The sequence below is a fragment of the Klebsiella sp. CN_Kp106 genome, from assembly GCF_040064575.1.
Taxonomy (GTDB): Bacteria; Pseudomonadota; Gammaproteobacteria; order Enterobacterales; family Enterobacteriaceae; genus Klebsiella; species Klebsiella michiganensis.
On record NZ_JBEAIG010000070.1, the window covers coordinates 240,998 to 256,357 of the forward strand.

A 15,360-nucleotide genomic window follows, 5' to 3' on the forward strand; every position below is an offset into this window, starting at 1 on the left:
CCATTACCATTAATGGCCGAATCATCTAACTTTGAGCAGGTCACAGAACCTCGTAGTATAGCGCGGGGATAGCATTTCTCTCTTCATCTGCCAGGCAGTCTGGATCCCCTGCCCCGCAAAATAGAGCGTCCCCCTGCCATCCTTTGCATTGAGATGGTCGAGTACTTCCATGAGCTTTTCACTGTTCTTTCGTGGTGCGTTGTCATCAAACAGGTTGAGCTGCGCTACGCCCTGGCTGTAGAAATCGCCCAGCATCACGCCGGCCTTCTGGTAACGGTGCCCGTCTCGCCAGATAGCATCGAGGCATTTCGTCGCCGCGGTAATTATGTCCCGGCTATCCTGGGTTGGCGTTAGCAGCTTTACAGATGCGCTGTTGCCGTAATATGGCTCGTTGAGCGCAAAGGGGCTGGTTTTGACAAAAGCGGAGATAAACCGGCAGTACTGATGCTCGCCGCGAAGTTTCTCGGCTGCGCGCGATGCATAGCTGCATATCGCCTGTCGCATTTCATGATATTCAGTGATGCGGCCACCGAAAGAACGGCTGCACACAATTTCCTGCTTTACCGGCGCGAATTCCTCAAGACCAAGGCATGGCTCGCCACGCAGCTCACGTACTGTTCTTTCCAGAACCACATTAAAATGCTTCCGGATAAACCTGATATCTGTATCCGCCAGTTGAAGCACTGTTTTAATGCCCATTGCCTCCAGTTTTTTACTGAGGCGGCGCCCGACTCCCCAGACCTCATCCACCGGAAGCAAAGCCATCAACTTCCTCTGCCTTTCCTGATTAGACAGATCCACCACTCCTCCGGTCTGCCGCTGCCACTGTTTCGCAGCATGATTGGCCAGCTTCGCCAGGGTTTTAGTCTGGGCGATGCCCACTCCGACAGTAAGGTGTGTCCTACGCAGTACCGTCTCGCGAATTTCCCTGCCAAAGTCGGTAAGATCGCGACAGTTACGCACACCAGTCAGATCGCAAAATGCCTCATCAATACTGTAAATTTCGCAGCGTGGAGAGAGTTCCTCCAGCGTTGTCATCACTCGGTTGGACATATCGGCATAAAGCTCATAGTTGCTGCTAAACGCGATAATACCGTGCCGGCGAAACATGTCCTTTTGCTTGAAATAAGGCTCACCCATTTTGACGAAGGGCTTAGCCTCTTGCGAACGGGCGATCACGCAGCCGTCGTTGTTTGACAGGACGACCACCGGCCGCCCCTTCAGGTCAGGACGAAATACGGTCTCGCACGATGCGTAAAATGAGTTCACATCGCAAAGTGCAAACATTTCAGCCAGCCGATTTAATGATGTACGTAACCACCCCGAACACATCGAGAGTATCCTCGCTACCGACGACTATCGGCGAATATGCAGGGTTCATTGGGTTAAGCTGAACCCGCGGATGCAGCTGCAGCTTCTTAACGGTGAATTCCCCATCCACTGCAGCGATAACTATATCGCCATGAACTGCTGTCCTTGAGCTATCCACAACAAGAAGATCACCTTCCCCTATGCCGGCATCCTTCATGCTGTCGCCGGCGGCTTTGACAAAATACGTCGCACTGGGGTGGTTAACGAGCAACTCGTTCAGATCGATACGTTGCTCAACGTAGTCCTGCGCAGGACTTGGAAAACCACATTGCACAAGGTCGCTGTACAACGGGAGCAGCATGATCTGACGTAACTCAACGGGAGTGTAGAACTGCATAATAGTCTCGCTCACATTAACACTGTTTTTATATACAGTAGTTTTAACAGGGCGACATATCAATATAGGCTCTGGCTATCAATTTACGCCATTGACGTAACACATTGATGTAACGAGTAAGGTTAGTCTGAAAGTGTTTTCAGGCCTTAGCTGTTTGATGGTTTTGCGAACAATGCGAGATTAAAATTTTTCAGCTATGGCAATGCCTTCATAGCAAATTGTTCACCTGCGATCTCTTGCATACGGTTCGCAGGTGAGCAAACTTAACCGGCTGGAAAATATTTATAAATCGTCTTCACCCCCTCCTATCACATAGGCCGCCGATCCAATGTTTTAACTGCTCAGACCAGAAATATCTGGAAGCTTTAGGCATCTTCTTGGAAGATAGATGAGCGCAAAGACGCACACAGCAATGATGTTATGTAGTATTTTCCCCTTGAGTGTGCCTGCTCAAGGGGATTTTTTATCGCCGTATTGTACTGGCAAATATTTGTAAATCGTCTTCACTCCCACGCCTGTCACATCGGCCGCGCGCTACTGGACAGGCGCTTAGTCCGGTATGTTTCTCGCGCTACTACTGCTTACGTTAACGTCTGGTAATGATCTAGCGGCGCGACGTAAAGCGGCGTTGAAAGCAATTATAGTGACCGGCCGGCGATGGTACTTCACACGGTTAGAATGACTCTGAAATAAATAAACATCTTCTGGATAGCGTTCTCTTCTACGAGCAATCATCGCCTCCACTGGAGGGGTTGATTCAACACGTAGCTCCTTCAGGTGACCCTGTTTTCGTATCAGTATCAAGTCACCATCAATATCATCATATCGAATACTCAGCAGCCTTCCAGCGCTTAAACCCGTGTGAAAAATTAACGCCCACAAGTCAGCCCATGTATCTGAGATGGAAACAAGATTGCTGTTAATAGTTAAAAATTTCTCAAAACTTATTGTTTTCTTACCGTTCATGAACAAACCAAACTGTTTTCAAAAATGAAATAACTTATTATCTCAAATGTTACATATCACGGGAAGGGCAGGAATCCTTGATCGCGGACGGCAGCAGGAAAGTATTTGTAGATCGTCTTCACTCCCACCCCTGTCACATCGGCTACCTGCTGCCGGGTAGCGCCGTTCTCCAGCATTCTGCGGCACCGCTCCACCACTACTTCAGTCATTACCCGGCGGCGGCCGCCGACTCTCCCCTGCTCCCTCGCTGCGGCTAAACCCGCTCGTGTACGCTCGACAATCAGCTCTCTTTCCATTTCCGCCAGGGCGCTCATGACGTGGAAGAAGAATCGCCCTGCTGGCGTCGAAGTGTCGATCGAGTCGGTCAGGCTGCGAAAATTCACCCCGCGAGCCTGCAGCTCCGACACGAGCGTAATCAGATCACGCACGCTGCGGCCCAGCCGGTCCAGTTTCCAGACCACCAGCACGTCGCCCGCCCGGAGTCGCCGTAGCGCGCGTTTTAGCCCTGGTCTCCTGGCATTCTTCCCACTGGCCGTGTCTTCAAAAACCAGCTCACATTCTGCGCGGATCAGCGCGTTTTTCTGTAAATCGAGATTTTGATCCCCTGTAGAGACCCGTGCATAGCCAATCAGCATGTTGTAACCCGTTGAAATAGCTGATTGTAAAAAGCCCCGCGCTTTCGTTCAAACCCTCGTTTGGGCGAAGCCTCTTTTTGGAGCAAAAAACATGGCCTTTAACCCGGAGCTGGGGAGCACGTCTCCCGCTGTGCTGCTCGATAACGCTGAGCGTCTGGATAAGCTGGTCAATGGAGATGCGGCCACCGTTCCCGACCGCGCAGGTGATCCGCTGTACTCATGGCGTGGAATCCATCAAAATCTGATCCCGCTGAGTCGCCAGTACATGACACTGGCGGCGGCGCAGGCGGACATTGCGAATATCCCGGTGGGCTCTACGACGTATTACCGCAGCCCGGACGATAGCGCACTGGCTGTTGAGGTTATGAACGTTAGCGGGACATTGCAGCCTACTGGCCGGAAAATGCTGTCACAACAGGCCTGGCTACACCTGATGGCTGATTCCTCCAGCTCTCTTAAAACCCCTGTTCCGGTGACATTTTCAGGCGAGCTACTGAACGGGGCTACTGGATGGAATGGGTTTAATATTTGTCCGTCCCAGTACTATGGTGGGTGGTCGATTCCTGCCGGGGCGACGGGATATAACTCCTATGTTTCACCTAAAATCACGCTGACACCTTCACTCGCCAGCGGACTGGCGGGCAAGCGCGTGTTGTTCATTTTTGGCGTCACCCATTCTGCTGCGCTCAGAAGCGCAATTGAGAACCCGTCAAAGTTAGCTCCTTACGCCTGGATCAATGGGGTTGCTGTTACTGATCCGGCTTTACAGGCTATTGCTATCTCAGATACCGAATCGGTGGTGCTGTTCGAAACGGATATTACTTCCGGCACGACGGATATTGCTATTGCTCTGCAATATAAAGTCAGTGCGCCCGCCGCTGCACAGCTGACATTTTTTACACATTCCGCGTTTTACCGGGTGCTGGATGCCCGGAGCTTTATTTCTGCGCTGGATGCATGGTCCCGAAGCAAAGCCGTTCCACCGGTGGATAGTGGGTCAGTGGTGATCATGCCAGCCGTCATCGAACTGTTTAACGGCGCCACACGCGACGCAGCCACGGGAAAAATTACACTGCCAGTCGGGGCCACGGGTTACAACACGTACTATGGCCGGTTCGATGCCGTCCATAACAACCGTAATCGCGCCGGTGAAACTATCCGCCTGGTAGCGATTTTTAACAGCTCTACGAAATTCATTCAGACCCTAAGCTCATACACCATCGGCGTGGCGAAAAAACTGGATGGTATTCAGTCAACTGGTGCGCAGGTGGCAGGATCAGAGCGACTGCGTGTCATTGATGATAATACGTTCATGATCAGTGCTGATTACGTCATTTCAGGCGCTACATCGGAGCTGGTTTCTGTCTATTTTCAGCTGAAAGACAGCACCTATACGGCAACCGCCCGTGACTTCACCTCGCTGTCGGCATCCTACTTTTTCGTTTCTGACGGTGATTTTCGTGGTGACTCCGCCCGTATTATTAATCAGCGGAAGATAACGTCAGGAAATATGGTTAATTCGCTGCTGAGTGTCGGCGGTGAGGTTTTTAATGGGGGCGTGCTGAATAAGGGAACCAGAACGCTGTCTGTTCCTGCGGGCAGTTCCGGGAATAATTCATATATCCAGCCATTTATTGATTACAGCAGCCTGGTGAAATTTCCCGGAGCACGGCTAAAACTGTCAATAATGTTTGCAACGTCAGATGATGTGATTGTCCAGAGCCCTGTTTCGGTGAATCTGCGCGTAAACAGCCCGGCAGGTCAGAATAATACCGCTGCGGAAATGACACGCGTCAAGGCTCTGACGTCTAAAATGCTGCTGGCTGAACTGGTATATACCCTGACAGGCACCGAAACGACCCTCGCGCCATACCTCCAGATAAAATCCTCTACCCTGCGTTCAGCTGACGCAGTTTTCCAGCTGGCAGACATCCGGGCTGAGTTCATGGATATCACCGCCCTGGGGGATACCCTGAATGATCAGATGCTGTCATTTCGCCTGTCTGCGCTGAAAGCGGCTATTGATAAAGAGATATCAGATGCTACTGGCGGAGTAACGTATTACAAGACGGTGACGATTAAACAGGACGGAAGCGGCGACTATACATCGCTGGCGGCAGCTATAGCCGCAAATGGTGGAGGGTTCACCGCGTTAACGCAGATCCTGTATCAGTTGCATAGTGGCATTTACCCGGAGCGGAATATTAATTTCCCGGCCTACATCACTGTGGACGGGATAGGAAATCCGTGGATAAAAGGGGAGTTGCCAGCCGACGTGGATCCGGCCCAGATACCGCTAAACCAGACTATCTGGATGAATAACACAGCGACAATCCGCAACGTGAAAATCACATGTAAAAACATGAGATACCCCATTCACTCAGATGCGCAGGCCTACCCTGACCTGTCTATAAAAAACGCTGTGCTGAATTTAGAGGGGTGCCATATCGAGCATTATGGTAATGCCGAGGCTCAGGCGTACCAGGACTCTGTTTCCAGCGGCGTTACCGTCTGGTCATCGTGCCATGCCTGGGGCGGCGGATTACATTCTGGTGAGAAAATCAACTGCCTGAATACTGATTTCATCAGCCCGACGACGGCGTTTTATTCCCACAGCAATAAAGATTTTGATGCACCATGCCGGATTACCATCAGGGGCGGTAGTCTTCGGAATCGTGACCCTAACGGGATATCAGCGCTGGCTGTGCAGAATCTGGGTTCGGGTCAGGTCAGTTTTATGAACATGGAGGGGGTTACTATCCAGGGGGCGATTAGTGTCGACAGCAACACATGGCGCGCTGAGAAGCTGGAAAATCAGCTGGCAGACAGGAATGCAGAAATGCGAATTTACCTGCATGGTTGTTCACCGGTCGCTGTCCGCTCAACGAACGACGCCCGCGCGCTGCAACTTATCAGTATCGACAGTGCCTCCAGCGCAGTTTGCGTTAGCGGGTCCGCTGTTCCTGCACTGTTCGGGCTAAATCCGGTGGTCATAAAAGGTGGGATTGGTTATCCGGCTCGAGTGCTCAGTTCGCACTCAGTGAAAGGTGAAGTAGCTGGCGGCCTCATCGGTCAGCGACTGGGCGACTGCACGGTGGTTAACAAAATCCTGACGGTAATATTTGACGGCGGTTCTCCGGTAACGCTGACGCTGGCTGCAAACTACACCGCAATGTCGAATGACGCTGTTGTGTCGGCGCTGAATGCGCAACTCAATGACAGCGCTGGCCGCGCATTCAGTGTCATCACGCCATACAACTACTCGGCACCGGTATATCAGAGTGACAGGGAAGTGATCCTGACGAATACCAGTGGTGCGGTCATTCTGAAAGGTACTGCAGTAGCCTTCAATGGTTCAAAGCTGAACGGTCGCCGGGCAACGAATAGCGATACTCGTTCAGCCATTGCAGGCATCGCGCTGGAGAACATTGCACCAGGTGTGCAGGGGAGGATTCAGGGATCAGGATATATCAATAAAACCTACATCGCTTTTAGCGGAGCGCCACCAACAGTCTTCCTGGCTTCATGTTCGGTGAATGCAGACGCGACTCTTTCTGCGGGTGGTACAACACCGCTTTTGCAGAGAGTAGCGACAGACACATACGAGATCATTTAAAAAAATCCCCCGGAGGCACGCCGGGGGAAAATAACTGAATGACATTATTGCTGTGTGCGTCTTTGCGCGTTGATATATTCCTGGATAATTCAAAACATTTCCAGATATTTCCAAAAATAGATGTTCTAAAACTTTATGTCGTTACTGGTTAAACCTCCCTGATGGAAGCCCACGCTATATCGATCTGCTTTCCCGTCTCTCCCAAAAGTGTAAGCCGCAATGCTTTTGTAGCGGCAGCATTCCCGCCGACAGCCCAGTATCTTACCTTGTGCTCCATCCATCCCAGCCCCACTGGCAGGCTGTACTGCATCGCCAGCATCTCTTTTCCGTCAGCCTGCTGCCCGATAAGAAGCTTTAACTCGGCAAAATCCTGAGAGTCTGGTGTTATTGGGGAGGTTGAAAAATCGGACGCTGAACTGAACAAGGGGATCCATCGGCGGCACCATACTTTAATCTCCAGTTCAACAGCATCCTGCTCTGCTGGTACGGCAAAGTCCTGAGACACATAATTTGCATCATCAACTACCACAACTTTTGTGCATCCTGCCGGCGGATTCCCGCCTGCTGGCACATAACGCGGTACGCTGCCGATGCGATTCCATGCGGCGATTTCCGTATCTCCAAAGCGAGTCTGCGAAAGCAGCTCGCTCCCGCCGGCTCGTTTTTCCTGTGATTGCCAGTTATTGACCTGCTTGCTGTCTCGCCCTGTGTAATCAACATGGATGTCCGACAGGCTGAAATTCCCGGAAGCCACCAGTAAAAAGCTGATTTTATCCCCCTGCATAAATTTCACTGCAGCGCTTCCCGTCAGCGGTCCACTGATTTGTTGCCAGGCAGCTACCGGGCTGTTGAATGTGGCTTCCGGGCTGCTCTGGTCAGGTGCAACAAGATAATTTAGCGCATAGACCGTCACTGAATCACCTTTTGTCACCAGATTCACGGACGATACACCCTCTCCGGCAGACGGAAGAATAACTTCCACCAGGGCAAAGTTCGTGAATGACAAGGAATTTCCCTGCGCCAGCTGACCGTATTCAGAGTTGTAACGGGTCCGGTTTGCGCCGATATCGTTATTCAATACAGTCAAATCATCGAAGTAGGCCTGTTTCGCATCCGGAATGGCGGTATGGCCCAATGTGATCTCTTTGAACTTCTTCGCCCTCTCCAGAATATTTCCATAAACCAGATCGCTCACTGAGCTGATAGTGACGCCTGGCCGTGGCCGGAATATTTTAATTCCACTGCGCGGGCGCGGCATCGCATTAATACATTTCAGTATCGGAGACCAGAGCTGGGAGTTGGTTCGTGTTCCTGGGTGAGAACCGGCCCATATGCGTGGTTCTGAGAAAAACTCAAAATTTCGCGCCTCAGTCGTGATATCCCAGAATTCTGCGCCCAGCGTATCCGCGACAGCTCTCATCTGTGCGTAAGCATACGGCTCGATCTGAGGATGCTCAGTACAAATGATGGGTTTAGCCCCTAATGCACGTACAGAGCGGACGACTCGCTCCATGCTGGCCTGCCAGTACCGCCAGTTTGTTGCGCGAATGGCCGCATCATTCGTCTGGCTGATAATCACCACGTGGCTGGCCCCCATGTCTCCGATCCCCCACCCGAACGTTTTGCTGTTATTCAGGATGCGATCGTTAATCATCAGATAGGTGTTCCCAGATACGCCATATGGCTCGATCCGCCAGTCTGTCAACGAAGACAGCACGGCGGCATACGACTTATCTTTCAGCGCATGCATCGATTCGGTATAACTGTCTCCCGCAAAAACAGTTTTACTGCTGTTTTTGACGGTTATTTTTTCACTGATGAACTCCGCAGAGGAAACTGAATACTGCCCGGTGACCAGCTTGGCCATATTGCGCTCAGTCAGGCGGCGCAGCACCGGGTCCATCGTTATCGCGGCATCTGCCGCCATCAGGAAGAACCCTGTGGCATAGCGCTCGGAGGTTGCTGGTGCCACACCAGAGCCTACCCACAGGGTATAGACAGGGTCCGTATAGGTGCTGACCTGCCCAGCCTGCCAGACCAGGTAGAGGTTTTTGCCAACATTTCTAATCCCGCGCTCAGTGGTATATGCGATTTCCGCCAGAGTCGAGCCATTAACCTGGAATATCTGCGCACGGGCGATACCGGCGACATCCGCAGCATTTTCAGCATAGATCAGGAAATAGGCTCCAACGTATTTCCCGCGAAGATCGGTTGTACTGGTGTAACCAACAAATTCTGTAGCGGAACCGTCAGTACGCCACTTGATAGCTTTGGTATATCCGCGGTCCAGCAGCGCTTGCTGCGTGGTAAGGGATACAACAGCCGACCCACCACGAACCGGCGGATTCAGGCTTCCCCCATCCATGTCTCCATACGTCAGCAGGTTGCGCTCAAAGTTAAACTGGAGAACGTCCTGGCCTGCAAATCTGACCTGGTTCAATGTGTCCAGTTCGTTGACGACACGCTTGGCAACACCACGCTCAGTCAACCTCCAGAGTAGCGGCTGAATATCGTAGTCCGTTGCGCCCACGGAAAGATAAAAGGCGGTGGCAAACCGGTTTGCAGTAACTGGTGCAGTCGCCCAGCCAAGGCAAAGCTCGGTAACGGGGTTGGTATATGCGGTGACAGTGCCCTTTGCCCAGAGCAACCACAGGTAGTCGCCCACTTTACGCTTACCGATATCGTTGCTGTAGGTGATCTGCGCGAGATTCCCATCATTGCTCTGAAATATATTCGCGTAGTCCAGGTTATCAATATCAGCAGCATTCTCAGCATAGACGAGAAAATACCCGCAAACCGTTTTCCCGCGCAGGTCTGCATTGCCGGTGCTGCGAATGAACTCTGTTCCGCCGATACGGGCTTGCAGGGCATTTTTATAGCCACGCTCAATTAACGTCTGCTGTGTAGTGAGGGCAACAACGGATGAGCCGGAGCGAATCAGCGGGTTCAGTGAACCACCATCGAGGTCGCCGAAGTTGATGATATTGCCGTGGTAATTGAACTTCTTATCCAGTTCGCGATGGTTGATTGCAAAGTCGCTGGCCGGGTATGGCGCGTCCCATTTCACGCTGTCGAGTGTCATCGTAGATTCACTGAACACATAGCACAGACCCGTAATAAATCTCGAATCTGAGGGAGCCCCTAATCCTGCTTTACCAATATGCAGGTATCTGGCACTACCGTCGGCAGGAACAAAAGCCAGGGTGCCATAGCAGCGGACATTCGCAGAAATGTCGCGACGGAAATTGACATAAGGAACCGCCGGGCTGGTGATGTTATTCAGGCCCGCGTCAGCCAGATATGAGCACGTTGAATCTGCACCAAAAGAACCATCCGCTGAGAATACCAGCGCCGACATCAGCACATACTTACCATACAGTGCCTCAGGAATTTTTACCGGCGATGCCAGCATGCTGGCATAGGTATCACCATCAGGAAGACGGACTCCATTTTTACAACCAATTCCGAGCAGGTAGGTATCCGTAATGGCAACAAGCTTACCTGTTACATAGGATGACCCGGCGTTTTTCATCTTCGGCGGCTGACCTGAATGAAAACCACCATCATCGAACATATTTGCCAGCCGGAAAGGATAAATTGTTGCCTGCGATGGCATCCGGCGCCCGGTAGGCTGGAGCGTTCCGGCGACATTCATGTACTCATCAGCAAGCGCGCTGCCGTCCTGACTGCGCACGTAGGTTGTGGAGTTCACAGGGATATTCGCGATATCTGCCTGCGCTGCCGCCTCATTCATATACTGCTTACTGAGAGGGATCAGGTTCTGCCTGATCTCATCGTTTTTCGCCATCATTCCGCGCCAGGTATCGAGATCATCGCCAGCGCGATCTGGTTCAGTCAGCTCAGACCCATTGACCAGCTTATCCAGACGCTCGGCGTTATCGAGCAACACAGCGGGAGACGTGCTCCCCAGCTCCGGGTTAAAGGCCATGTTTTTTGCTCCAAAAAGAGGCTTCGCCCAAACGAGGGTTTGAGCGAAAAGAGTTAATTAGGGGAATTTGTGGTTTTAGGCGACGTCGCCGGGGTATGTGGCGTCGTCGTACTGGTAGAAAATTTCTTTATATTCAGGTGCAGTAATCTGACAGTTGCTGTCACCTGATGGGGCAACCTCCTGGACTATCCCATGCCGCGCACCCTTTTCACTGTCGCAGAACAATAACTTCGGCAGATCAATATCTGGGTCGTCCATAATCCAGTCGCCGGGATGCAGGTCGTCGTTGTACGGTACCGTCAGCGTGAAATCATCTACCCGTTGCGGCGTGAGCATTCGCGATGATGGGCGACCGTCCTGAAACTGTATCCAGCAGCGAGGATTCGCGTAGCTCCAGTCCAGTGGCTCCGTGACGTGCAGCGTGATTTCCTGGAAGTCGTAAATCATCGCGTCAATCAGGCAACTTTGGGTTTTCCCGGTTGGACTGTCGTCGGACAAAATGATGTGATCACCGAAGTCATGACACCATCCCAGCATTGAAGTCGTAGCCGTATACGTTCGGCGTTGGTGGAGATATTTCATTAACCGACGCATCCCGATACGCCAGGCGCGATCTGCAGTCATGGCAACATCAATGGTATATGCCTCCGTTTTGCGCGGAAAAGGATTTTCCGGCGTACGGCACTGTACGGTTTCCTCCGCCCAGGTCACAGGGTTGATATATTTCACATCCACGCCATCAAAATCATCCTCCGACGGGACCCTGAATGACGTCTGCATTTCCTCGACGGTATCCTGGGGAGTAATGATTCCGGTCCAGCTTTTGACGCCCTCTCTCCCGACAGAAAGCAACCCGTCAGACAGCAGAAAATACCCCATGCCAGCCTCGGCTATTTTGTCGAAAATATCCTTTGCTGACGTGCTGTCACTGCTTGCCTGGTGATCAAAATATTCGCCCCTTGGCGTCCAGTAGGTCGCCTCCAGCGTACTGAGCGCCGCAATGTCGATCTGGTCGTCGCGATATCCCAGACTGCGGGCAAGATGCAGGAACGCACCGCTGATTGTCCTGTCACCACCGCCATCATAATTCCGCGTGGCGACAACACTCACACGCTTGTCTGACTGCGCCGCCAGCTGGCCGCCGGTTTCAACCGTGATCCCTATTGTTGATATCCCAGCGTAGGAGGCCGGACGGGAAAGCAAACGACCTCTGAGCGCCTGCCAGAACATGCTGTCTCTCGCGTTGTTGCTCCCCTGCTCGTTACGGCGGCGGCATCGAACCTCCACCAGCCCAGGAGAGGACAGATCAAAACGCTCTGTAAAACCGAGGCCATTAATGTTTTTAAGCGCGTAAACCCCTGGCTTACTCGTCCACCCTGATCCGGAACCATAAACGCGATACTGGATTTCATACTCGACATGGCGGACCCGCTTATTCCCGTTGTTCTGGAACCCGCAAATTCCGTTTGGGAAAGCAAAGTTGACCTCGAAGGCGTCCACAACTTCATTCTGCGGGCAGGCCAGAAAGGGGCCTAGCCAGGTTTCATTATCGTTAATACCAGACGCGGCAAAATCCACGACGGTACGGGTCATAAAGCCTGACCAGGTGCTGTCAACGACACCGTTAACCACACGCTGTACGGTGGCAGAGGGGCCATCAGTAGACGCTATCTGGTATTCGTTGCCACGATGCGCCAGGGAAATCCGCTGAGTGCCTTCCGGCAATCCGGAAAAGGCAGTGCCAGAATCGTATGCCAGCGTGACGCTGGCTGTTACCGCAGGGCTTCCGCCGCTGGAGGCTGCACCAGCAGTAAATACCGGGCTGTCACCAAATACTGACGCCGGCAGGAAAGATGACGTAATGGAACCGCCACGCCAGGGGCTGGAGATCTCGACGATACGTATCACGCCGCCATCATCCTGAGCAATGAGCCCCGAACCATTCAACCCGCCATTAATCGCTGCGAGCAAGCCAGACATTGTGCCGTAGTTGGCGACCAGAGATATGGTATAGGTGATACCCTGCCAGGTCAGAGCAAAGGTCTGGCTGGTTATCGTAAAGTCATACGTTGACGGCGACGCACTGGCGCGTAATACCGCAGTCGCTCCCCCTGTTCCCGGAACGGCGTCCTGGTGAGGGGTATACGTGGAGATCTGAAGGTCATAGTCAGTACCGTTAAACGTTAGGGTGACAGGCATTCCGCTGAATGGCGCAATCTCTGACACGACGTCTCCTGTCAGCACGTTAAAACCGCCCTCGATGGATACCTGATAATTCACTGGCGCTTTCAGAGTGACAATTGCACCGGCGATCCAGCCAGGAGGAAGTTTGTTCTCATCCTCGTCTTCATCATTATCATCATCGACATCGAGGCCAGAAAACGAGACAGAGGCACCGCTGACGGTCATGGCATCAGCAACGATATCACTGGCTTCAGGGGCAGTCTGAGCCATATCGAGGCCGCTGCCGCTCGACGTTCCACCAACTTCCGTTGAGTTGAACCATATCTCACTGCGACGATCCCCGGCCACATTATCGCCGGGCCCGTAGCTGGTATATGAAAAGCCCTCGCCTAAGGTCAACGCCGGAGTTTCCCCTACCCGAAAATCTCCACCGGTATAGGAGAAACGCCCATATCCAAGGCAGACAAACATTTCTACCGTCATTCTGGTGGGATCAGCGGGGTCGAATCGCGTTACCGGCTGCACCAGGTAATCCGGGTAAATCCGGTTTCGCCCAAAAGCCTCCCTGACGGGATCGCCAAGCTTCGCTGTATTGGCTTTAGCCGGAGACAGATCCAGCGATGAAGCGTTACTGGATGAAAAACCGCCCAGCTCTGGTTTTGGGGCAAAGAATAATGCATAGGCCGTAGACGCAATGGATACGGCCACCGAAACCCACGCGGCAATTTCAAGACCCGTGCCATACGGAATGGGATATATCCGCACGTCGCTGTCTGGCCGCAACAAACATAACGGCCATTCCGCCGGGGGGACTGCCTGGCCGTTTAGCTCGATCACGACAGGATGAGTTTTATCCTGTGAATAGCTCGGGACATTTCTGCTCATCCACTCATGCAGCGTAAGCACACCATGCTCGTGCGTTTCAAGGGGTTCACCCGGAAGCCGGGACGGGTAAAACTTTATCGTCATTGCCAGAACTCCACGCGGTTAAAGCGACGGATAAATCGCGACAGTGGCAGAAACGTAACCCCCGAGCCTGGATTGCATTCCGCGACCTGCAGCTGGTTATCGAGCATCACAACGATCCCGACATGGGAAACTGTTGAGCCCGAATAGCAAGCCACTCCGGCACCTTCACAGGGTTCACAACGTTTCAGCGAAAGCATCAGCTTTCTCGCTTCCCGGTCGAGGCCCCCGCCATCTTTGGTCACACCTGCAAAATCCGGCCATTCAGGTAGCCCCAGGTCGCGACGTATCTCATTCACAATGCCGAAGCAGTCGAGCTGCGGATATACGCGCCCGCCCTTCAGCCAGGTGACTGAACGGTATTTATCAGGGTTAAACATATTTGCCTCAGATTAGTAACGTAAGCCCGGATGCTCGGCGAGGTTGTAACGTTTACGGGGCCAGGCTGTTTTGAGGACATTCATATAGCCTGCCGTGACCTGAACTGCTGTCGGGGTCCAGGAGCCGGATTTGATATCGAGCGTATACGGTGATGATGCCGGAGCAGACAGATCGGATGAAATGTACCGCCGGAATGTCAGCGTGGCTGATTTCATTTCATCCAGGATTTTATCGATCGCCTCAGAAACCCTTCCGTCAATATTGCTGATAGCAAACTTTAAATCCTGTGTCCCGTCGGCGTTCCTGGCTGGTAAGGCGATATCTATCGCGCTGGCTTCAAACGTCGCCGGCTGACCACTTTCCAGCATCACGGAAACGTCATCCCATCCACTGGTTAGCCAGTAGTTATCATCGCCTGCCGATATCTGCAGCGTATCGTGAATAACCTCCGATCCGCTGCTGGCATATAGCCGCTCAAGAATTGTCATGCTTCGGCCACTCTCTGTTTAGCGCGATATCCAGTAACGACTGGCCCGCCAGCCATTCCGGGTAACTCCCCCAGCCAGAAGGCGGTAACGGGCGCTCCCATAATTCCAGCGTTGCGCTGTACTGCCAGTATTTTGGCGCGACCAGCGTCGGCCCTTCGTAAATATCCACGAACCTGGCTTTATAGGGCTTTACCCCGATGGGAGTCTTGAGTTTCAGATAGAACCAGGACTGGCCATCTTTAAGCGCATCCCTGAAAAACGCCTCAAACACCTGCGCCAGAGCATCAGTTTTAAAAATCCATTTAACCGATGCCTGGGTGGGTGTTGAGGTATATCGCCTTCGTTGTTGAGCGCGACCGGACGTCATCTCCGTTCGCAGTAAAGGTGATATGGGCTTAAACCCGTACCCGTCCATAAGCGGCATGGGCAGGTAATCATCCGGGTAGAAAATATCTGCCATGAATATT

Annotated in this window: 9 protein-coding genes and 1 pseudogene; 1 reads left to right on the forward strand and 9 read right to left on the reverse strand. The window is 52.5% G+C overall.

Features of this window, described 5'->3' with window-relative positions:
* Window positions 1-21 precede the first annotated feature (21 nt).
* The 4 genes from ABLU96_RS25850 to ABLU96_RS25865 form a co-directional block, all read right to left on the reverse strand.
* A complete protein-coding gene (locus ABLU96_RS25850) occupies window positions 22-1,287 on the reverse strand; it encodes a Y-family DNA polymerase (protein WP_032422836.1) in 1,266 nt (421 codons plus the stop codon).
* Between the two features lies 1 nt (window position 1,288).
* Window positions 1,289-1,708 (reverse strand): translesion error-prone DNA polymerase V autoproteolytic subunit, encoded by a 420-nt coding sequence (locus tag ABLU96_RS25855; protein ID WP_004179627.1) that lies wholly within the window; start codon window positions 1,706-1,708, stop codon window positions 1,289-1,291.
* 549 nt (window positions 1,709-2,257) lie between these two features.
* Window positions 2,258-2,680 (reverse strand): hypothetical protein, encoded by a 423-nt coding sequence (locus tag ABLU96_RS25860; RefSeq protein ID WP_348862922.1) that lies wholly within the window; start codon window positions 2,678-2,680, stop codon window positions 2,258-2,260.
* A 50-nt stretch (window positions 2,681-2,730) separates the two neighbouring features.
* Window positions 2,731-3,309: a recombinase family protein gene (locus tag ABLU96_RS25865; RefSeq protein ID WP_114505940.1), complete on the reverse strand. Its 579-nt coding sequence runs from the start codon at window positions 3,307-3,309 to the stop codon at window positions 2,731-2,733.
* 91 nt (window positions 3,310-3,400) lie between these two features.
* Here ABLU96_RS25865 and ABLU96_RS25870 point away from each other — a divergent pair.
* Window positions 3,401-3,727: pseudogene (locus ABLU96_RS25870) on the forward strand (hypothetical protein); the annotation flags it as partial.
* Between the two features lie 3,346 nt (window positions 3,728-7,073).
* Here ABLU96_RS25870 and ABLU96_RS25875 read toward each other — a convergent pair.
* The 5 genes from ABLU96_RS25875 to ABLU96_RS25895 form a co-directional block, all read right to left on the reverse strand.
* Window positions 7,074-10,874, reverse strand: coding sequence for an SGNH/GDSL hydrolase family protein (locus tag ABLU96_RS25875; protein WP_348862969.1), 3,801 nt, complete (start codon window positions 10,872-10,874; stop codon window positions 7,074-7,076).
* A gap of 75 nt (window positions 10,875-10,949) precedes the next feature.
* Complete coding sequence (locus tag ABLU96_RS25880) at window positions 10,950-14,027, reverse strand: host specificity factor TipJ family phage tail protein (RefSeq protein WP_348862924.1); 3,078 nt, start codon at window positions 14,025-14,027, stop codon at window positions 10,950-10,952.
* On the reverse strand, window positions 14,024-14,404 hold the full coding sequence (locus ABLU96_RS25885; protein ID WP_031592495.1) for a nitrite transporter: 381 nt from the start codon (window positions 14,402-14,404) through the stop codon (window positions 14,024-14,026). The genes ABLU96_RS25880 and ABLU96_RS25885 overlap by 4 nt, the downstream gene beginning before the upstream one ends.
* A gap of 12 nt (window positions 14,405-14,416) precedes the next feature.
* Window positions 14,417-14,893 carry a DUF1833 family protein gene (locus ABLU96_RS25890; protein ID WP_064147542.1) on the reverse strand — a complete coding sequence of 159 codons (477 nt, stop codon included), beginning with the start codon at window positions 14,891-14,893 and terminating at the stop codon, window positions 14,417-14,419.
* Window positions 14,880-15,353, reverse strand: coding sequence for a hypothetical protein (locus ABLU96_RS25895; protein WP_064184694.1), 474 nt, complete (start codon window positions 15,351-15,353; stop codon window positions 14,880-14,882). The genes ABLU96_RS25890 and ABLU96_RS25895 overlap by 14 nt, the downstream gene beginning before the upstream one ends.
* Window positions 15,354-15,360 lie beyond the last annotated feature (7 nt).